Source organism: Nocardia amikacinitolerans NBRC 108937 (genome assembly GCF_001612615.1).
Lineage (GTDB): Bacteria > Actinomycetota > Actinomycetes > Mycobacteriales > Mycobacteriaceae > Nocardia > Nocardia amikacinitolerans.
This window is the reverse complement of record NZ_BDAU01000004.1, coordinates 55,970-74,074: the sequence shown is the minus strand read 5'-3', so window position 1 is coordinate 74,074 and position 18,105 is coordinate 55,970. Positions and strand designations below refer to the sequence as shown.

Annotated in this window: 22 protein-coding genes; 10 read left to right on the top strand and 12 right to left on the bottom strand. The window is 69.8% G+C overall.

Annotated features, from left to right (window positions below):
• Complete coding sequence (locus NAM01S_RS04345; RefSeq protein ID WP_067779605.1) at positions 1-672, top strand: potassium channel family protein; 672 nt, start codon at positions 1-3, stop codon at positions 670-672.
• A 34-nt stretch (positions 673-706) separates the two neighbouring features.
• Here the strand turns inward: NAM01S_RS04345 and NAM01S_RS04340 are convergent, their stop codons facing one another.
• The 3 genes from NAM01S_RS04340 to NAM01S_RS04330 all read right to left on the bottom strand — a co-directional run bounded on the left by NAM01S_RS04340 (position 707) and on the right by NAM01S_RS04330 (position 2,602).
• A complete protein-coding gene (locus NAM01S_RS04340; protein ID WP_084482437.1) occupies positions 707-1,339 on the bottom strand; it encodes a sigma-70 family RNA polymerase sigma factor in 633 nt (210 codons plus the stop codon).
• A gap of 139 nt (positions 1,340-1,478) precedes the next feature.
• The gene (locus NAM01S_RS04335; RefSeq protein ID WP_084482435.1) at positions 1,479-2,219 is read right to left on the bottom strand and encodes a DUF3159 domain-containing protein; all 741 of its coding nucleotides are present in this window, start codon (positions 2,217-2,219) and stop codon (positions 1,479-1,481) included.
• 5 nt (positions 2,220-2,224) lie between these two features.
• On the bottom strand, positions 2,225-2,602 hold the full coding sequence (locus NAM01S_RS04330; protein ID WP_067779602.1) for an OB-fold nucleic acid binding domain-containing protein: 378 nt from the start codon (positions 2,600-2,602) through the stop codon (positions 2,225-2,227).
• A gap of 126 nt (positions 2,603-2,728) precedes the next feature.
• On the opposite strand from NAM01S_RS04330, the gene NAM01S_RS04325 reads away from it, so the two are divergent.
• Positions 2,729-3,448, top strand: coding sequence for an alpha/beta fold hydrolase (locus tag NAM01S_RS04325; RefSeq protein ID WP_253798299.1), 720 nt, complete (start codon positions 2,729-2,731; stop codon positions 3,446-3,448).
• A gap of 189 nt (positions 3,449-3,637) precedes the next feature.
• Here the strand turns inward: NAM01S_RS04325 and NAM01S_RS04320 are convergent, their stop codons facing one another.
• Both NAM01S_RS04320 and dut read right to left on the bottom strand, forming a co-directional pair.
• On the bottom strand, positions 3,638-4,495 hold the full coding sequence (locus NAM01S_RS04320) for a DUF3710 domain-containing protein (protein WP_067779596.1): 858 nt from the start codon (positions 4,493-4,495) through the stop codon (positions 3,638-3,640).
• A 7-nt stretch (positions 4,496-4,502) separates the two neighbouring features.
• Positions 4,503-5,003 (bottom strand): dUTP diphosphatase, encoded by a 501-nt coding sequence (gene dut, locus NAM01S_RS04315; protein WP_067779593.1) that lies wholly within the window; start codon positions 5,001-5,003, stop codon positions 4,503-4,505.
• A 62-nt stretch (positions 5,004-5,065) separates the two neighbouring features.
• On the opposite strand from dut, the gene NAM01S_RS04310 reads away from it, so the two are divergent.
• A complete protein-coding gene (locus tag NAM01S_RS04310; protein ID WP_084482433.1) occupies positions 5,066-5,578 on the top strand; it encodes a DUF3093 domain-containing protein in 513 nt (170 codons plus the stop codon).
• A 54-nt stretch (positions 5,579-5,632) separates the two neighbouring features.
• Here NAM01S_RS04310 and NAM01S_RS04305 read toward each other — a convergent pair whose 3' ends face one another.
• Positions 5,633-5,935 carry a DUF4193 domain-containing protein gene (locus NAM01S_RS04305; protein WP_067779587.1) on the bottom strand — a complete coding sequence of 101 codons (303 nt, stop codon included), beginning with the start codon at positions 5,933-5,935 and terminating at the stop codon, positions 5,633-5,635.
• A gap of 377 nt (positions 5,936-6,312) precedes the next feature.
• On the opposite strand from NAM01S_RS04305, the gene cei reads away from it, so the two are divergent.
• Positions 6,313-6,990 carry an envelope integrity protein Cei gene (gene cei, locus NAM01S_RS04300; protein ID WP_067780073.1) on the top strand — a complete coding sequence of 226 codons (678 nt, stop codon included), beginning with the start codon at positions 6,313-6,315 and terminating at the stop codon, positions 6,988-6,990.
• A 53-nt stretch (positions 6,991-7,043) separates the two neighbouring features.
• On the opposite strand, the gene NAM01S_RS04295 is transcribed toward cei, so the two are convergent.
• Positions 7,044-7,952, bottom strand: coding sequence for an inositol monophosphatase family protein (locus NAM01S_RS04295; RefSeq protein WP_084482431.1), 909 nt, complete (start codon positions 7,950-7,952; stop codon positions 7,044-7,046).
• Positions 7,953-8,123: 171 nt separating this feature from the next.
• Between NAM01S_RS04295 and ppgK the strand changes: the two genes are divergently transcribed.
• The 3 genes from ppgK to NAM01S_RS37030 all read left to right on the top strand — a co-directional run bounded on the left by ppgK (position 8,124) and on the right by NAM01S_RS37030 (position 11,841).
• Positions 8,124-8,882, top strand: a complete 759-nt coding sequence (gene ppgK, locus NAM01S_RS04290) for a polyphosphate--glucose phosphotransferase (protein WP_067779585.1) — start codon at positions 8,124-8,126, stop codon at positions 8,880-8,882.
• 234 nt (positions 8,883-9,116) lie between these two features.
• Positions 9,117-10,490 carry an RNA polymerase sigma factor gene (locus NAM01S_RS04285; RefSeq protein ID WP_067779582.1) on the top strand — a complete coding sequence of 458 codons (1,374 nt, stop codon included), beginning with the start codon at positions 9,117-9,119 and terminating at the stop codon, positions 10,488-10,490.
• Positions 10,491-10,734: 244 nt separating this feature from the next.
• Positions 10,735-11,841 carry an MHYT domain-containing protein gene (locus tag NAM01S_RS37030; RefSeq protein WP_084482430.1) on the top strand — a complete coding sequence of 369 codons (1,107 nt, stop codon included), beginning with the start codon at positions 10,735-10,737 and terminating at the stop codon, positions 11,839-11,841.
• 67 nt (positions 11,842-11,908) lie between these two features.
• Here the strand turns inward: NAM01S_RS37030 and NAM01S_RS04275 are convergent, their stop codons facing one another.
• From NAM01S_RS04275 to NAM01S_RS04265, 3 genes are read right to left on the bottom strand one after another with little or no spacing between them, the layout of a single operon-like run.
• Positions 11,909-13,090: a cation:proton antiporter gene (locus NAM01S_RS04275; protein ID WP_067779580.1), complete on the bottom strand. Its 1,182-nt coding sequence runs from the start codon at positions 13,088-13,090 to the stop codon at positions 11,909-11,911.
• Between the two features lie 3 nt (positions 13,091-13,093).
• Positions 13,094-13,576, bottom strand: a complete 483-nt coding sequence (locus NAM01S_RS04270; RefSeq protein WP_067779578.1) for a cation:proton antiporter regulatory subunit — start codon at positions 13,574-13,576, stop codon at positions 13,094-13,096.
• Between the two features lie 25 nt (positions 13,577-13,601).
• Positions 13,602-14,162, bottom strand: coding sequence for a GAP family protein (locus tag NAM01S_RS04265; RefSeq protein ID WP_253798333.1), 561 nt, complete (start codon positions 14,160-14,162; stop codon positions 13,602-13,604).
• Positions 14,163-14,407: 245 nt separating this feature from the next.
• Here NAM01S_RS04265 and NAM01S_RS04260 point away from each other — a divergent pair, with 245 nt between their 5' ends.
• The gene (locus NAM01S_RS04260) at positions 14,408-15,637 is read left to right on the top strand and encodes a sensor histidine kinase (RefSeq protein WP_067779576.1); all 1,230 of its coding nucleotides are present in this window, start codon (positions 14,408-14,410) and stop codon (positions 15,635-15,637) included.
• A complete protein-coding gene (locus tag NAM01S_RS04255) occupies positions 15,634-16,281 on the top strand; it encodes a response regulator (RefSeq protein ID WP_067779573.1) in 648 nt (215 codons plus the stop codon). Before NAM01S_RS04260 ends, NAM01S_RS04255 begins: the two co-directional genes overlap by 4 nt.
• A 10-nt stretch (positions 16,282-16,291) precedes the next feature.
• Here the strand turns inward: NAM01S_RS04255 and NAM01S_RS04250 are convergent, their stop codons facing one another.
• Positions 16,292-16,651, bottom strand: a complete 360-nt coding sequence (locus NAM01S_RS04250; protein WP_067779570.1) for a DUF952 domain-containing protein — start codon at positions 16,649-16,651, stop codon at positions 16,292-16,294.
• A 274-nt stretch (positions 16,652-16,925) separates the two neighbouring features.
• Between NAM01S_RS04250 and NAM01S_RS36330 the strand changes: the two genes are divergently transcribed.
• Positions 16,926-17,120 (top strand): DUF7455 domain-containing protein, encoded by a 195-nt coding sequence (locus NAM01S_RS36330; RefSeq protein ID WP_029903635.1) that lies wholly within the window; start codon positions 16,926-16,928, stop codon positions 17,118-17,120.
• 208 nt (positions 17,121-17,328) lie between these two features.
• Here the strand turns inward: NAM01S_RS36330 and NAM01S_RS04240 are convergent, their stop codons facing one another.
• The gene (locus NAM01S_RS04240; RefSeq protein ID WP_253798302.1) at positions 17,329-18,090 is read right to left on the bottom strand and encodes a TetR/AcrR family transcriptional regulator; all 762 of its coding nucleotides are present in this window, start codon (positions 18,088-18,090) and stop codon (positions 17,329-17,331) included.
• Positions 18,091-18,105: the final 15 nt, after the last annotated feature.

Sequence of the window (18,105 nt, the reverse complement as noted above, 5' to 3'; positions counted from 1 at the left end):
ATGAAGGTGGCCATCGCCGGGGCAGGCGCCGTCGGCCGATCGATTGCCCGCGAACTACTACGCAGCGGACACACGGTGATGCTGATCGAGCGTCAGCTCGACCACATCGATGCGGAAGCCATTCCGGACGCGGTCTGGGTACACGCCGACGCGTGCGAGCTCGCGCTGCTGGAAGACGCCGGGCTGGAGACCTACGAGGTGGTCATCGCGGCCACCGGCGACGACAAGGCGAACCTGGTGCACAGCCTGCTCGCCAAGACCGAGTTCGGCGTGCGCCGAGTGGTCGCCAGGGTCAACGACCCGCGCAACGAATGGCTCTTCGACGAGTCGTGGGGCGTCGACGTGGCGGTCTCCACGCCGCGCCTGCTCGCCTCGCTGGTCGAGGAGGCGGTCTCGGTGGGTGATCTGGTCCGCCTGATGACGCTGCGTCAAGGGCAGGCGAACCTGGTGGAGATCACCCTGCCCGCCGACACCGCGCTGGCGGGCAAGCCCGTCCGCACCCTGACCCTGCCCCGCGACGCCGCGCTGGTGACGATTCTGCGCGGCGGCCGGGTGATCGTGCCGCAGGCCGACGATCCCTTCGAGGGCGAGGACGAGCTGCTGTTCGTGACCTCGGTGGAAGCCGAGGAAGATCTGCGGGTGGCGCTGGCCCACCACGGCATCAAGCCATAACACCCCGATACGGTTTGCTGCCGCGGTTCGGGGGTCAGGACGCCGGCTGCAGCTGCGCCCGCAGCTTGCTGAGGGCGCGGTGCTGCATCACCCGGACCACGCCGGGGCTGGTGCCGATGGCCTCCGCGGTCTGCGCGGCCGACCAGCCGAGCACGATCCGCATCACCAGCACCTCGCGGTGCGCCGGGGCCAGGATCTTCATCAATTCCCTTGTGGCCGTGCGGCGTTCGAGCGCGAGCGCCCATTCCTCCGGGCCCGCGGCCGCCGAAGGGGAGTCGGGGACGTCGGCGACGGGGTAGGTCGGGTGCATCTGTGAGCGCCGGAACGCGTCGGCGATCTTGTTGGCCGCGATGCCGTAGACGAAGGCCAGGAACGACTTGCCCTGATCCTGGTAGCGCGGAATGGCCTTGACGGTGGCCAGCAGGATCTCTTGCACCACGTCGTCAGCGGTGACGTGCAGGTGGGCGGTGTTGCCCAGGCGGGCGCCGGTGTAGCGGCGGACCAGCGGGTGCACCACCCGCACGATCTCCGACACCGCGCGCTTGTCGCCCGCGGCGGCGGGGCCGATCAGCTTGTCCAGTTCGGCCGCCACCCGGCGGCTCTCCGACAGCGCGGGGCTGGTGTGGGCGTGGGTCTTGGTGGTCGAAACCGTGTGCTCGGTAGCCAATGTCCGAGTCCTTTCTCGCCGATCGTTGCGTTTCTCGTGTTGCAAACGATCGTCCGATGAACTCGGCTCACCAACCAGGTACCCCAGGGTGGAGAGTGCACCACCTCGGCGGTGGGTCAGGCCCCACCCCTGTTCCGTATCAGGCGGTTTCGGCCTTGGCGCGCGGCAGATGACCCGCCCGGCGCACGGCCCAGATGGTGACGGCGAAGGCGACGGCGGTCAGCGGCCAACCCATCGCGATGCGGGCGACGGCGAGCCAACCGGTCTGGTCGGTGTCGTAGAGCTCGGACTGGACCAGATATCTGGCGGTGAAGACCACCACGAAGGTGGCGGTCGCCAGGTCGTAGAGGCGCAGCGCCCTGCGATCGGACCGCCAGCCGGAGCCGTGGCCGTTGAGCACGCCCCAGATCACGCCGACCAGCGGCCTGCGCACCAGGATCGAGGCCAGGAACACGCCCGCGTAGATCAGGCTGGTGTAGATGCCGAACAGGAAGAAGCCCTTGGCCTCGCCGACCCGGTAGGCGATCAGCGCGCAGACGCCGACGCCGAGGAAGCCGGAGATGGCGGGTTGCAGCGGCTCGCGGCGCACCAGCCGCCACACCAGCACGGCGGCCGCGACGCCGAGCGCCGTCCAGATCGCGGCGGTGAGCCCGGCGAGGGTGTTCACGGGGACGAAGACGAGCACCGGCAACGTCGAGTAGATCAGGCCGCTGAAACCGCCCAGCTGCTCGAGCAGCGTCTGTTCGGCGGCTTCCTCACGCACGGCCTCTTCGGCCGAGGCAGGACGGCCGTCCACTCGCCGGCGAGCCGCGGCGTCGATCGGTCGCTCGATATCGGTCGGCGTGCCTAGATCGGCGCCGTGGTCGTTGCTCGAAGGCATACGTGTCAGCTGTTCCCGCGTAATTCGTAGTAGGGGTTGAAGATCACCTTACGGCCGTCTCGGTCACCGACCCGGCCGCGGACCAGAATGCGCCGCCCCGGTTCGATGCCGGGGATGCGCCGGCGGCCGATCCACACCAGGGTGATGGCATCGGTGCCGTCGAAGAATTCTGCCTGAACACTGGCGCCCACCGCTTTGGGGCAGGCCTCCACACTTCGTAGACGACCGAGCATCGTCGCTTCGTCACCGCGACGACACTCCGACGCCCGACACGCGCCCGACGCCTCTGCGGTCTCGGCCAGCTCCTCGGCATCGAGTCGGTCGATGTCCTCGGTCAGCCTGCGGCCCAGACGTCGAAAATACCCTGAGGCTGCGGATGGCATTGCACGCTCTCCTGCTGCACAGATGGCGCGGGTCTCACGCCATCGTGGTTGTTCGGTGACGACCGGCTGTTGGCCGTACACCCGCCACTGTAGATGCCCGCGGTCACCCCCGCTACGCTCGACCCGGTGTTCGACTCCACACATGTCACGACGGCGACACGACCTGCGGTTCCGCTCGTCGTCGCGCTGCCTGGCACCGGCTCCGACGCCGATTTCGCCCGGCGCGCCTTCGGTCCGGCGAGCGTCGCCCGCGGGTTCGAATCGATTGCCGTCGAGCCGGATCCGCGCGCTGTCGTGGCGAGCTGCCACGCCGCGCTGGACGCGGCCGCCGCGCGCGGCCCGGTACTGGCCGCCGGCATCTCGCTCGGCGCGGCGATCGCACTGGAGTGGGCGGGCGCGCATCCGGAATCCGTCGTGGGCGTCGTCGCCGCGCTGCCGGCGTGGACGGGCTCGGACACCGCCCGCTGCCCTGCCGCGCTCAGCGCCGCCGTGACGGCCGAGCAGCTGCGCGCCGACGGCTTGGAGACGGTCATCGCCCGGATGCGCGCGAGCAGCCCGCGCTGGCTCGCCGACGCCTTGACCCAGTCCTGGCGCTCCCAGTGGCCGCATCTGCCGCAAGCCCTGGAAGAAGCCGCCGATTACAAGTGGCCGAGCACCGATCGCCTCGCCACGCTGGACGTGCCGGTCGCGGTCGTCACCGCGGTCGACGACCCGGTCCATCCCCTCGCCGTAGCCGAGGAGTGGGCCGATCTGATCCCTGGCGCCCGACTGTTCCGCACCACCCTCGACGAATTGGGCGCCGACCCGGCGATCCTCGGCCGCCTCGGCTTCACCGCCTTCGACTGACGGTCGATCCGGGACCCATCGCGGTCCGCGGCCGTGTCGGTCAGCAAGAGCAGCCTCCCGACAGAAGGCGGCCCTGATCCCGTCAGCCGGACTGCATGTCACCTTCGCTCGGGACACGCCCGCGGGCGGGGAATCGGCCGAAGGTGGCCTTCGGTCGCATTGGGCGGCCGAGGGTCACCTTCGGTCGGGTCAGTTCAGGCCGAGCTGCTGCATGGCCGAGCCGTCGGCGCCGCGGCGCGGCTGGGGAGGCAACGTCTGCGGCTGCGCGGGCACCGGGTTGTGGACCCCGGCGGCTTGGGCGGCCATCTGCTGCTGTTGCGCCTCGATCTGCGCCTGGTGCGCGGCGGCCAGCTGTTCGGCGAGCTGCTGCGGAAGGACGACCGGCAGCGGATCACGCACCGGAAGCGGGTCGGTGCCGCGCCGGATGACCGTCTCGCTGAGGATCGCGCGGGCCGCGGCCACCAGCGGCGCGCCGTCGTTCGCCGCGCCCGACGGGCCCGCCGCGACCAGGCGCACCATCCAGCGGTAGCCGTCCACCCCGATGAAGCGCAGATCGGCGCCCTCGGTGATGGCGAGGACCTCGCGGCCCCACGGACCGGTCTCCACCGCGACCCGCGCGCCGTCCTTGCGCAGCGAGTCGGCGAGGTCGGCCGCCACCGCACGCCACTGTCCCGGCGATTTGGGCGCGGCATAGGCGGCGACGGTGATGCGGCCGTGCTCGGTGGCCAGGTGCACCGCCTGCGGGGTGCCGTCGGGGGTCATCTCGACCTGTAGCTGGCCGCCCGGCGGCACCGGCAGGATGACCGAACCCAGGTCGAGGCGCTGCTCGACGACTCCTTCGAGCAGCTCGGCCACTTCGTCGTAGTCGTAGGGGCCGGTCCGCTCGCCCTCCTCCTTGCGCTCCGCGAAACCGGCGGTGTCCTCGGCGAATTCGTCGTAGGACAGCTCGTCGTACTCGGCGTCGTAGTCCACGTCGTCGTACTCGGCGCCGTATTCGTCGTACTGGTCCTCGAACCGGTCCGACCGCTTCTTTCTCTTTCCGAACATCGTCGCCTCACGCCTCCCCGCCGGTCGCCCGGCTCGCCCCGTCGGTCTCCGCGCCCAGACTGGCGTGACCGCCGCTGGACCCGTAGCCGCCCGCACCCCGCGTCGTGTCGTCGAGCTGATCGACCTCGACGAAGTCCACCAGCTCGACCCGCTGCACGAGCAGCTGCGCGATCCGATCGCCTCGGCGCAACTCGATGCGCGTGCGCGGATCGTGATTGATCAGGCACACCTTGATCTCGCCCCGGTAGCCCGCGTCCACGGTCCCCGGCGTGTTCACCACCGACAGCCCGGTCTTGGCGGCAAGCCCGGACCGGGGATGGATCAGCCCGACCGTGCCGACCGGCAGCGCAACGGCGACACCGGTGCCGACAAGCACCCGCTCCCCCGGCTCCAGGATGACGTCCTCGGTGGTGCACAGGTCCACGCCCGCGTCGCCCGCATGGGCGCGCGTCGGCACGGGAATGCCCGGATCCAGCCGCAGCAGGGGTATCGGTGAAAGTGCGCTCACGTTGGTCGAGCCTACGCGTACCTCGGCGTTCGCCTGGCGGGACGGTGGCCTACTGTTGAGTCGTGTCGGACAGGCCCAACCCTTCGGTGACGGACAACGAGAAACAGGCCCGCCAGCCCTACAATGAGCGGCTCTGGGTGCCGCTGTGGTGGTGGCCGGTCGCGTTCGGCATCGCCGGGCTGCTCGCCGCCGAAATCCACATGGGCGCACCGGGAATCCGGGCCTGGCTGCCCTACGTTCTGCTGTTCCCGATCGCGGCGTGGGTGCTGCTGTGGTTGAGCCGCCACAAGGTGGAAGTGGCCGCCGACGCCTCGGGAACACCGGAACTGCGCGTCGACCGCGCTCACCTGCCGGTGAATTTCGTGTCCCGTGCGGCGATGGTCGCCCCCTCCGCGAAGAGCGCGGCCCTCGGCCGCCAGCTCGATCCCGCCGCGTATGTGCAACACCGTCCCTGGATCGGTCCGATGGTGTTGTTGGTCCTCGACGACCCCGATGATCCGACGCCGTACTGGTTGATCAGTACGCGCCGACCGGAAAAGGTCCTTGCCGCGCTCGGGCTGCCGAGCGCGGGCTGACAGTTACCTTCGGCCGAACCCGCGATCCGGCCGGATCTCACATTCCGCGAAGTATCAGGCTGCGCAATCCATGCAGATCATCTGACCGCCTGCCTCGCTGGCAAGCCTGCTGCGGTGGTGAACAAGGAAGCAGCTGGAACAGGTGAACTCGTCGGCCTGCTTCGGAATCACCCGAACCGAAAGCACTTCCTCGGACAGATCCGCGCCGGGAAGCTCGAACGACTCCGCGGTATCGGATTCGTCGATATCCACGACGGCGGACTGCGCCTCGTTGCGACGAGCCTTCAGCTCCTCCAGCGAATCTTCCGACACATCGTCGGATTCGGTGCGCCGCGGTGCGTCATAGTCGGTTGCCATGTCGTCTTCCCCTCGTCCTTACTCCGTATATCCCGGACCGGCTGCCGACACACCGATTCCTCGCCGGAATCGAACGTCCGCACCGCCCCGCCGGTGGTGCACATCACACGTGCACCGGTCACCTATCAGGGGGGATCACTAGGATCCATACCCGGTAGCGCTCGGTAAACGCAGGACATGCCCTACTTGTTCCCGCGACCGACCCACCGTTTTCGCCGCTGGTGATTCGATCTGGGCCGCCAGACAATAGCGGACCGCGCGACAAAAGTCGCAATCAAAACACAGCCGAGTCGAAACTGTCGGGGAATCGACACCAACGCTGGAACTCGCCGAGACCTTCCGCACCCGCCTCACGACATTTTCGTAGAGTGTGGCTCGTGGTTTCACTGATCACCGAAGGCAGCGCGTCGGATTCGCAGGGACGACCCTACGCTCGGCGCCGCCCCCAACCCTGGCTCATCATGCTCGGCGTCATGGCGCTGATCTGCGCGATCGTGTGGATCAAGGCGCTGACGACGCAGGACACCGACACCACCGCGATGGCCTGCAACGCGCCGAGTCCCGCCAGCGATCCGGGAGCGGCCCCCGCGCCCAAGCTCGGTCAGCGGGTCGGCGCGTCGCGGCTGGAGCAGGTGGAACCCGCACCGCTCGCGGCGAGCAAGGTGCGCGTGCTGAACGCGAACAACCAGCGTGGCCAGGCCGCGCACGTCGCGGCGCAGCTCGGTGATCTCGGCTTCGCGAGCGCACCAGGCACGCAGTACGGCAACGATTCCATATACGTCAACGGCGACCTGGAATGCACCGGGCAGATCCGCTTCGGCGTGAACGGCAGGCCCGCCGCGGCGTCGGTGCAATTGGTCGCGCCGTGCGCCGAGCTGATCGAGGATCAGCGCGAGGACGACAGCGTGGACCTGGTGCTCGGCTCACTGTTCCGTGATCTGCGGCCGAGCAACGACGCCGAGGAGGTGCTGCGTTCGCTGAAGAATCCGGCGCCCGGCGGCAGCACGGCGATCGATTCCGAACTGCTCGACGCCGCGCGCGCCGCGCACTGCTGACGCGTTCCGTAGTCGACGCCGAGCAGCCCCACCCAGACGGAGCCGCTTTCGGATCAGCGATCCGGGAGCGGCTCCGTCGCACCGACTTCGGCCAGCAGCTCGCCGAGTTCCCGTGCGATGCCAGGGGCAGCGGCGACGACGAGATCGCCCGCCGCACCGGACGCGGTCGCGGTCGGAAGCGTCAGGCGCGCGCCCGCTTCCGCGGCGATCAGCGCGCCCGCGCCCCAGTCCCAGGCGTTGAGCCCGTGCTCGTAGTACGCGTCCACCCGCCCGGCGGCGACATGGCACAGGTCGAGCGCGGCCGCGCCGAAGCGGCGGATGTCGCGGATCCGGGGCAGCACCCGCGCGAGGAGTTCGGCCTGCCGTGCGCGCCGGTGCGTGCCGTAGGCGAATCCGGTGGCCACCAACGACATCGAGAGGTCCTCGACCGGATTGCACCGCAACTGTTCGACCGTGCCCTCGGCGGCCGTCGCGGTGGCGCCCGCGCCGAGCCCGGCGCTGTAGGTCACCGCCCGCGCGACGTCGACCACCGCACCCGCCACGGAGCGTCCGCGGCGCATCGCCGCCACCGAGACCGCGTAGCCGGGGACGCCGTAGAGGAAGTTGACGGTCCCGTCGATCGGGTCGACGACCCAGTGCACCGCGTCGCGGTCGGCGATCATGCTGCCGCCGCCTTCCTCGCCGACGATCGGGTCGCCCGGCCGTCGCTCGGCGAGCAGCGCGCGGATCAACTCCTCGCTCTCGGTGTCCACCACGGTCACCGGATCGGTCGCGTGGCCCTTGCTACGCACGGCCCCGTCGATCGCGACCGCGCCGAACACCTCGGGGCGGCGGGCGCGGACGTGGGCCGCGGCTCGTTCGGCGAGCTCGACCGCCAAGCGGCGAAGTTCGGACACGGTCTCTGCGGTCTCGGCGGCGGACTCTTCGGCTACTGGGGTACTGGATTCCGGCACGCCATCCATCGCATCACAGATGCTTCCACGTGCGCAGCCTCGATCGCGCATTACTCTTGTCGTGCACGACACAGCGCCGTCGTCGGGCACCCCAGCGCACCCGCCCTCGGGCGGCCGCGTGGGCCCGGTGCGGCGGGCGCTGTCATCACAACCGCCAGCTAAGGGAACGAGGGGTTAGCCATGTCCGCTCGGGGGCACGCATTCGGTATCGATATCGGCGGCAGCGGCGTCAAGGGCGCCGCGGTCGATCTGGCCACCGGCGAGCTGTTGCACGAGCGGATCAAGATCGCGACCCCGCATCCATCGACACCGCACGCCGTCGCCGACGCGGTGTCCAAGCTGGTCGCCGAGGCCGACTGGTCCGGCCCGGTGGGCATCACGCTGCCCTCCGTGGTCCTCGAAGGCGTCGCCCGCACCGCCGCCAACATCGACAAGACCTGGATCGGCACCGACACGCGCACCCTGTTCTCGGCGGCGCTCGGCGGCCGGTCGGTCACGGTGCTCAACGACGCGGACGCGGCCGGGCTCGCCGAGGACCGCTACGGCGCGGCAAGGGATTTCGACGGGCTGGTGCTGCTGCTGACCTTCGGCACCGGCATCGGCTCCGCGCTGCTCTACAACGGCACCCTGGTGCCCAACACCGAACTCGGCCACCTCGAGATCGGCGGCATGGAGACCGAGCACCGCGCCGCGGCCTCCATCAAGGATCGCGACGGCCTCAGCTACGAGCAGTGGGCCGCGGAGGTCAGCACCGTACTGATCGGTCTGGAGAACCTCTTCTGGCCGAAGGTGATCGTCGCGGGCGGTGGCATCAGCCGCGATTCCGACCAGTGGATTCCCTTGCTGACCAATCGGACTCCGGTGGTCCCCGCCCGGCTGCGCAACACCGCGGGTATCGTCGGCGCCGCCATGGCGATCGCCTCGGGCGTCGTCCCGTGACCTGCACGGCGGCGCGTGAGCGACGGGTCGGCGACGACGCGGAACACGCGCGAGGCGGGCGTGCGACAACTGGCATCGTGCCGTGAGTACCCTGGTTGGATCGTTACAATGGAACATGCCCGGCGGTGAGCCGGAGAAACCCGACCGGCCCTCCGCCGGTGAAACCCGACAGACCGCTCCGCCGGAACACCACTCTGGCGTGACGCCGCACGAGACCGTCACGAAAGGGCGTACGTGGTAGCCACGACCCGTCAGACCGCCGAATCGGCCGACGCCGACTCCACCGATGTAACCGCAGCACGGCCGGTCCGCAAGGCTGCCGCCAAGAAGGCACCGGCCAAGAAGGCCGCGGCCAAGAAGGCGCCCGCGAAGAAGGCCGCGGCCAAGAAGGCGCCCGCGAAGAAGGCCGCCACCAAGAAGGCGGGCCCCGACGGCGAGCCCGGCGCCGAGGAGGCGTTGGAGGACGAGGCTCTCGATCTCGAGGATCTGGACGATCTGGAGGTCGATGAAGGCGAGCTCGCCGACGACGCGGACTTGGCGGAGGACTCGGCCGAGGACGTCGCCGAGGACGAGGAAGCCGAGGGCGCCGAGGAGCCGTCGGAGAAGGACAAGGCCTCCGGCGATTTCGTCTGGGACGAGGAGGAGTCCGAGGCGCTGCGGCAGGCCCGCAAGGACGCGGAGCTCACCGCCTCCGCCGACTCGGTGCGCGCCTACCTCAAGCAGATCGGCAAGGTCGCGCTGCTCAACGCCGAGGAGGAGGTCGAACTCGCCAAGCGGATCGAGGCAGGCCTCTACGCGGCGGAGAAGGTGCGCGAGTTCGCCGAGGCGGGCGAGAAGCTGCCGGTCGCGATGCGCCGCGATTACAACTGGATCGTGCGCGACGGCAACCGGGCCAAGAACCATTTGCTCGAGGCCAACCTGCGACTCGTCGTCTCGCTGGCCAAGCGCTACACCGGCCGCGGCATGGCGTTCCTGGACCTGATCCAGGAGGGCAACCTCGGTCTGATCCGCGCGGTGGAGAAGTTCGACTACACCAAGGGCTACAAGTTCTCCACGTACGCCACCTGGTGGATCCGGCAGGCCATCACCCGCGCCATGGCCGACCAGGCCCGCACCATCCGCATCCCGGTGCACATGGTGGAGGTCATCAACAAGCTCGGCCGCATCCAGCGCGAGCTGCTCCAGGACCTGGGCCGCGAGCCCACCCCGGAGGAGCTGGCCAAGGAAATGGACATCACGCCGGAGAAGGTCCTCGAGATCCAGCAGTACGCGCGTGAGCCGATCTCGCTGGACCAGACCATCGGCGACGAGGGCGACAGCCAGCTCGGCGACTTCATCGAGGACTCCGAGGCCGTGGTCGCGGTCGACGCGGTGAGCTTCACCCTGCTGCAGGATCAGCTGCAGTCGGTGCTGGAGACGCTGTCCGAGCGCGAGGCGGGCGTTGTCCGGCTGCGCTTCGGCCTCACCGACGGCCAGCCGCGCACCCTCGACGAGATCGGCCAGGTGTACGGCGTCACGCGTGAGCGCATCCGCCAGATCGAGTCCAAGACCATGAGCAAGCTGCGCCACCCCAGCCGCTCCCAGGTGCTGCGCGACTACCTGGACTGATACGCACGGACCCACGGGCCCGCATTCCTTGTGCCACTTGCCATTTCGGCGGCACGACCGGGATGCGGGCCCGTTGTCGTTCGCGACGGTAGGGGCACGAGCCAATACCACTTTCCAGATGGAACAAAACCGGAAAGTGATCCAAAACACTTCGGGGAACGCGGTTTTGCGCCGCGCGCTGCCGTACTGTCTGACGCACAAGTTTTCGATCGCCGGGCGGTCTCGGCCCGGCCATGGGGTTCACGTGCTCGACATTCACCACTTCACGTACGGGTGGTTGACACCACTGCTGGCCTACATCATGTCCTTCACCGGATCGCTGCTCGGGTTGCAGTGCGCCGCGCGGGCAAGGGCGGGGCAAGGTAGGGCCGGGTGGCTGGTGCTCGCCGCGTTCGCGATCGGCGGCACCGGCATCTGGGTCATGCATTTCATTGCGATGCTCGGCTTTTCGATCACCGGAGCGGAGATCCGCTACGACGTCCCGCTCACCTTGCTCAGCGCGGCGACCGCGATCGTGGTGGTCGGCATCGGGCTGTTCGTGGTGGTCACGCCGCAGCCGACGCTGGTCGCCCTGCTCGCGGGCGGCGCCGTCACGGGTCTCGGCGTGGCGGCCATGCACTACGTCGGCATGTTCGCGATGAAGTCCAACGCGACCATCGGCTACGAGTTGCCGATGGTGGCGCTCTCGGTGGTCATCGCGGTGGTCGCGGCGACGGTTGCGCTGTGGTTCACGTTGCGGGTCAACGGTTTTCTAGCCACCACCGGCGCGGCGGGGATCATGGGCCTCGCCGTGTGCGGCATGCACTACACGGGCATGGCGTCGATGCACGCGCACGGCGCGAGCCACGGTGCGCCGGTCGACGGGACGGGAGCGATGCAGTTGCTCGCGCCGCTGATCGTCGGCATCAGCATCGTGACCATGCTGCTGCTGATCGCCGTGAGCCTCACCGCGATCGAGCGCGATGTCGAGCTGCCGCCGCTGCGCGCGGCCGTCGTCCGTCCCGCCGCCGAGGACCTCGCCCCGCTGCCCAAACCCCACGTGGCCCCCGCGCGCTCTGCCGCCGACGATCTCGCACCGCCACCACCGCGCCCCGCCGCGGTGCACGTCACCCCGGAGCATCTCGCGTCGCTTTCCCCGTCCACGGTGCGACCGACCGCCGAGGATCTCGTGCCCTCGCTCCCGCCACACGCGGCTCCCGTGCCCTCGCTGCCGCCGCACGCGGCCCCCATGCACTTGGCCGCCGAGGAACCCGCGCCCGAACCCCGTCCGCAGTCGACCGCGATCTCCGCAGCGCCTACGACGGGGACACCGTATTGGCCGACGACGCACGACGTTCCGCGCCGGAGGTAGCGCCTCGCTTCGGAGTCGTCCGCCGACGCGCGTCGCGCCCCGGCCGACCGGCGCAAGGCGTTCCCGATCAGGGGGTGACCGCGGGACCCGGCTCGTGCTTCACCAAGGCCACCAGCGGCTCGACCACCCGCGCCGCGATCGGGCCGAGCACCGCCATCAGGAGCACGTAGGCCGAGACGAGCGCGGCCAGTTCACCGACGACCGCGCCGACGCTCACCGCCAAACCCGCGATGACGATCGAGAACTCGCCGTGTGCCACCAGCGCCGCCCCCGCCCTTGCCCGGCCCATCCGCCGGATGCCCTGCCTGCGCGCGGCCCACCAGCCGGTCGCGACCTTGGTCACCGTGGTCACCACGGCGAGCAGCACCGCCCAGCCGAAGACCGGCGGGATCGCGCGCGGGTCGGTACTCAGCCCGAAGGCGACGAAGAAGATGGCCGCGAACAGATCCCGCAGCGGCTCCAGCAGTTTCGCGGCTTGGTGCGCGGTCGATCCGGAGATCGCGATGCCGAGCAGGAACGCCCCGACCGCCGCCGAGATATTCAGCGCCGAGGCCGCGCCTGCCACCAGCAGCGCCGCTCCGAGCAATTTGAGCAGGAACACCTCGTTGTCCGAGCTGTCCACGACGGCCGAGACGTAGCGGCCGTAGCGCAGCGCCACCACCAGCACGATCGTGATCGTCACCAGGGCGATGCCGAGCGCCCGCAGTCCGCTGATGAAGCTCAGGCCGGCCAGCAGGGTGGTGAGGATCGGCAGGTAGATCGCCATGGCCAGGTCCTCGAACACCAGAATCGAGAGTACGACCGGGGTTTCGCGGTTACCGAGCCGACCGAGATCGTTGAGCACCTTGGCGACGATGCCCGAGGACGAGATGTAGGTGACCCCGCCCATGGTGAGCGCGCCGAGCAGGCCCCAGCCGAGCAGCAGCGCCACCACCACACCGGGGATCGAGTTGACGACGATGTCGACCACGCCCGCGGGCCACGACCGTCGCAGTCCGGTCACCAGCTCGGCGGCGGTGTATTCCAGTCCGAGCAGCAGAAGCAGCAGCACCACACCGATCTCGCCCGCGACGTGGCCGAACTCGTTGGCCTCGGCGAGTTCGATGAACCCGCCCGATCCGAACGCCAGTCCGCCGAGCAGATACAGCGGTATCGGGGACATGCCGAACCGTCCCGCCACTCGCCCCAGCATGCCGAGAGCGAAGAACACCGCTCCGAGCTCGAGCAGGGCGAGCGCGGTCGTGTTCACAGGTCAACCGTGCGAGAGGATCTTCGCGGCGGCGTCCAGTCCGTCGGGGGTTCCGACGACCACGAGCAGATCGTCTGCGGCGAAGGTGAAATCGGGCCCTGGCGAGGGGTGCAGCTGACCGGCGCGCATCACCGCGACGATCGAGACCTTGGTGCGGGTGCGCATCGCCGTCTCGCCGAGGGCTCGGCCCTCGTACGGCGAATCCTCGGCGATCGGCAGCTGCCTGGTCGTGATGCCGGGCAGGTCGCGATGATCCTCGCGGAGTTTGGCCACCAGCTGCGGTGCGCCGAGCAGATTGGCGAGCACGGCCGCCTCGTCGCTCGTCAACGGCACCTGCGCGGCGCAGGCGTCGGGGTCGTCGAGCTTGGAGACGATCAGATCGATGCTTCCGTCCCGGTGGTCGACCACGCCGATCCGGCGGCCCGACCGGGCCTCGAAGTCCTTGCGTACCCCGATGCCGGGTAGTGCGGTGACGTCGACGTTCACTTGTTCAGCGTAACCCTCTCGAGGATCAGCCAGCGGCAAGGCCGCCGATGGCGCCGCGGACCAAGACGATGCCCGCGATGGCCAGCGCCCATCCGGTCGCGCTGTCGGCGTGGCGGGACAGGAAGGCGTCCAGCCGAGCGAGCAACGGTTCGATCCTGGTGTGCAGCAGCGACCTCCCCGCGGTGAGCGCCAGCGCGGGAACCACCATCACGACGCAGTACCCGGCCAGCAGCGCCACCGAACCTCCGATCGGCACGTCACCGGCGACGAGCAACCCGATGGCGGCCAGATACGGCACCATCGAGAACGCTTCGAGCGCACCGGCGCTCACCGCGAGCACCGCGAGACCCGCGCCGGAGGTCTGGCTGCGCAGCGCCCTGGTGCGCCACGCCGCCGTCCGGTCCGGTTCGCCCCTGGCCCGGCGCTTCTTCGAATCGAAGCGCCACGAGACGGCGAACAGCGCGACCCCGAGCGCCAGCTGCGGCACCAGCACGACCGGGCTGCGCGCCAGCTCACCGAACCGCTCGAGGCCAGCGCCGACCACGGTCAGCAACGCGACGCCGAGCGCGAAGTAGAAGCAAGCGATGGCGGCGAGGTAGATCAGCAGTCGCCGGGGCGGGCGGTCGATCGGGGGCGAGCAGCAGCCAGACGGGGACGATCAGGGTGCCGATGCTGGTGCTGTCCACCAGCGCGAGCCCGATCAGGGCGAGCAACAGTGTCACGCACCGAGCCTCGCGCCCCGCCGGGGTGCGCCGCGTCGGCCGTCGGATCGATCGCGCGTCATCACTTCGGCGGACCCGCGCCCGTCGGCGGGTGTGCTGTGATGGGTCGGTGAAGCAGTGGCGCGCGTTGTCGGCGACCGCGCAGGACGCGCTGGTCGCGGCCTTCGCGTTCACCTTCGGCGCGTTCCTGTACCTGTCCGGGCTCTACCCGATGACCCAGGCGAGCGTCGCCCCTTCGCTCGGCACCCGGTTCGGTGTGCTCGCGCTGCTGTGCGCCGCGACGCTGCTGCGGCGGCGCGCGCCGTTGGCGGCGCTGCTGGCTGGCGCGGTCCCGGTCGGCATCGATCTGGCGCTCGGCCCGACGGTGCCGGTGTGGATCGTCTACTCGGATCTGATCTACGCGGCCGTCCTCTACGGCACCCGCGCGGTCTCGCGCTGGGTGACGATCGGCTGCGCCGGGCTGACGACGGTGATCACGATCGCGGCGTTCGTCGCGGCGGGCGACTGGCGGGTGCTGGTGCTCTCGGTCGCCGCGGCGGCCGCGTTCGTCGGCACGCCGATCTGGTGGGCGCTGTCGGTGCGGACACACAAGGAGATCGCCGAGGCCGAACGCGCGCGGGTGCAGGCGATGGCGTTGGTGGCCGAGCTGGACCGGCGCGCCGCCATCGCCGACGAGCGCAAGACGATGGCGCGCGACCTGCACGACGTCATCGCGGGGCACCTCTCGGCCATCGCGATCCAGTCCGAGGCGGCGCTCGGCGTGCTGACCCGCGCGGATACCGATCCCGCGATGGCCGGGATCCTCGGCTCGATCCGGGCCAACAGCGTCAGCGCGCTCCAGGAGATGCGGACCATGATCGGTTTGCTGCGCCGCGACGACGGCGGCGAGGACGAGCCCGCCGCGCCGCGCACCCTGGCCCAGTTGCCGATCCTGGTGGACGCCGCCCGGTCGGCGGGAACGACGGTGCGCGTTGCCGATTCGCTCGACGGCGCGGCGCTGCCCAGCGCGGTGGACCAGGCCGCCTACCGAATCGTCCAGGAGGCCTTGACGAACGCGATGAAGCACGCCCCCGGGCGGCCGGTCGACATCGCGGTGCGCGCCGATCGGTCGACACTCGACGTGTCGGTGCGCAATCCCGCTCCCACCCCGGCGAATTCGGCCGGATCCGCGAATTCCGCAGCGGCGCATCGCGGCCTGGTGAACATGCGCGAGCGCGCCGCCGCGCTGGGCGGCGGCTTCACCGCAGGACCGGAAGCCGATGGTTGGGCGGTGCGCGCCAGACTTCCGCTCGGGGCGGAACCGGCACCACATGGCAGCCGAACTCCGGAGATGGCATGACGATTCGCGTGCTGATCGCCGACGACCACGGCGCGATCCGCGCCGGGTTGCGGATGATCCTGGACAGCGCCGAGGGCATCGAGGTGATCGGCGAGGCCGCCGACGGCGACGTCGCGGTCGCGCAGGCCAAGGCGTTGCGACCCGACGTGGTGCTGATGGATGTGCGGATGCCTGGCGTGGACGGCATCACCGCCACCGAGCGCATCACCGCCGACGCGCTGGCGCGGGTCCTCATCCTCACCACATTCGACTTGGACGAGTACGTCTTTCGCGCCCTGCGGGCAGGCGCGTCCGGCTTCGTGCTGAAATCCACATCGGGACAAGCGCTCGTCGACGCGGTGCGCGCGGTCGCCGCGGGCGACGGGGTGCTCGCGCCGGAGGTCACCCGGGCGGTGATCGCCGCGTTCGCGTCTTCCGGAACCGACGCCGAGCCCGCCGCGCCGGCCGGACTCGCCGATCTCACCGAACGCGAACGCGAGGTGCTGGACTGCCTCGGCGATGGCTTGTCGAACGCGCAGATCGCGGCGCGGTTGTTCATCGGGGAGACCACGGTGAAGACGCACGTCTCGCGGGTGCTCACGAAACTCGGTGTGCGGTCCCGTGTTCAGGCGGCCATCCTGGCGCGGCAGGCGCGGGCGCGCTGAGTGACGGCGGTCACTCCGGCAGCGGCGCGAAAGTTCCGTTCGGCCCTGGCCGATACTCGTCGACAGATGTGACGACGCTCACAGGGAGTGGTCCGTACAGGTGCGGGAAGAGCATCGAGGCCGGGTCCGTCGGGACGCCCGGCTCCCATTTCACCGGGTCCACGAGCATTTTCGCGTCGATGCGCAACAGCACCAGGTCATGCCGTCCCGCGTACAACCGGTTGGCGGGCAGGTGGACTTGCTGCGGCGTCGAAAGGTGAACGAACCCGACCTCGGCCAACGAGGGCGGTCGGTGCTCGCCGGTTTGCCGTGCGTTGCGCCATTCGGGCAAAGTACAAAGGTGAACCAGCGTGTGAGTGTCACACGTCACGGGTAATCTCCCAACAGACCAACTGGATAGACGAGTTCGTGGGTGATCGAGTGTGGTTCGATGCCTGACCTGGAGCGTTCGCCATCAGCGAAATCCCAGGTCGTGTTAGAGAAAACACACAGAATCACTTGCGGGAACAATGCCCCCGTCCCGAACGTCTGACAGAGTAGTCATACCACTGCTGGGAAGTAGCGGTAGCGAGCTCGTGGTGAGTGACCACGGGCCCCACACCAGGTGAACGGACTGTAGTGCCGGGAGCCAGGACGGAGGAGTCATGCCAGGAACCCTGACAAGCACCCCACTGACCGCGGTCGATCGTTGCGACCGTTGCGGGGCGGCTGCCCGAGTGCGTGCCGTTCTGCCCGCAGGTGGAGAGTTGCTCTTCTGCCAGCATCACGCGAACGAACACATGGATCGGCTGCGTGAGCTCGAGGCCGTGATCGACACGGAGTCGGCTCCCGCCCTCTGACCGGTTTTCGCTTCCCGACACAACAGCATCGAACAACAGGACCTTTCCCCGCAGCGGGCGACGAATCGTCGCCCGCTGCGGGCGTGTTCGGAGTTCACTGTGTTCGAGGTCACAGCGCTCGAGGCTCGGCTTCGCCTACGTGGACCAGGCCCTGCCTCGAAGTCCGGCCGGATGTGTCCGTGGCCGCGGAGGGACTTCGAGACGGGGCCTAGGTCACATCGGTGTCGAGTTCGGCGAGGATTCCATCCAGCAGCCGAGCCAACCCGAACTCGAAAGCGCCGTCCGGATCGGCGGGCGCCTGATACCGCTCCCCCACCGCCGCGCCGACCCGCCCGGCGAGCGGGAACTCCCCGAGCGGCATGACCCTGGCCAGTTCGGGACCGTACCGCTCCCACCACTGCGCGTCGCTCAGCTCCGCGGCGCCGCGGGCGGCGGCCACCGCCATCCGCGCGTTCCCGGTCGCGAACTCGGTCAGCACCGCGATGGCCCGATCCATCGCGAGGTCCGTGAGCCCGATCCCCTCGATGGCCGCCAGCTGACGCTCGTAGCGCCGCATCCGCCCCGGCCCGAGCACCGCGCGCCACGGCGACACCTCCAGCAGCCAGGGATGCGCCAGCACCTCGGCGCGCACCTGGCGCGCGATGTCCGCCATCCGCTCGCGCACCGGCAGCCCGGCGGGAATGGGCGCGTCCTCCGCGGCGACGGCGTCGACCATCAGCACGGTCAGCGCCTCCTTGCTCGGCACGTAGGTGTACAGGCTCATCGGCCGCAGGCCCAGTTCGGCCGCGACCGCGCGGATGGACACCTTCGCGTACCCCTCGCGGTCGGCCAGTGCCACGGCGGCCGCGACCACGGCGTCGACGCTCACCGTCTGCTTCGGCCCGCGCCCACCCGCGCGCGGCGGCAGCGACCGCCGCCACAGCAGGTGCAGCAGTTGTTTCGCCTGGTCGTCGTCGCTCTGCGCGGGCAAGGGGCTCCTCGGAAC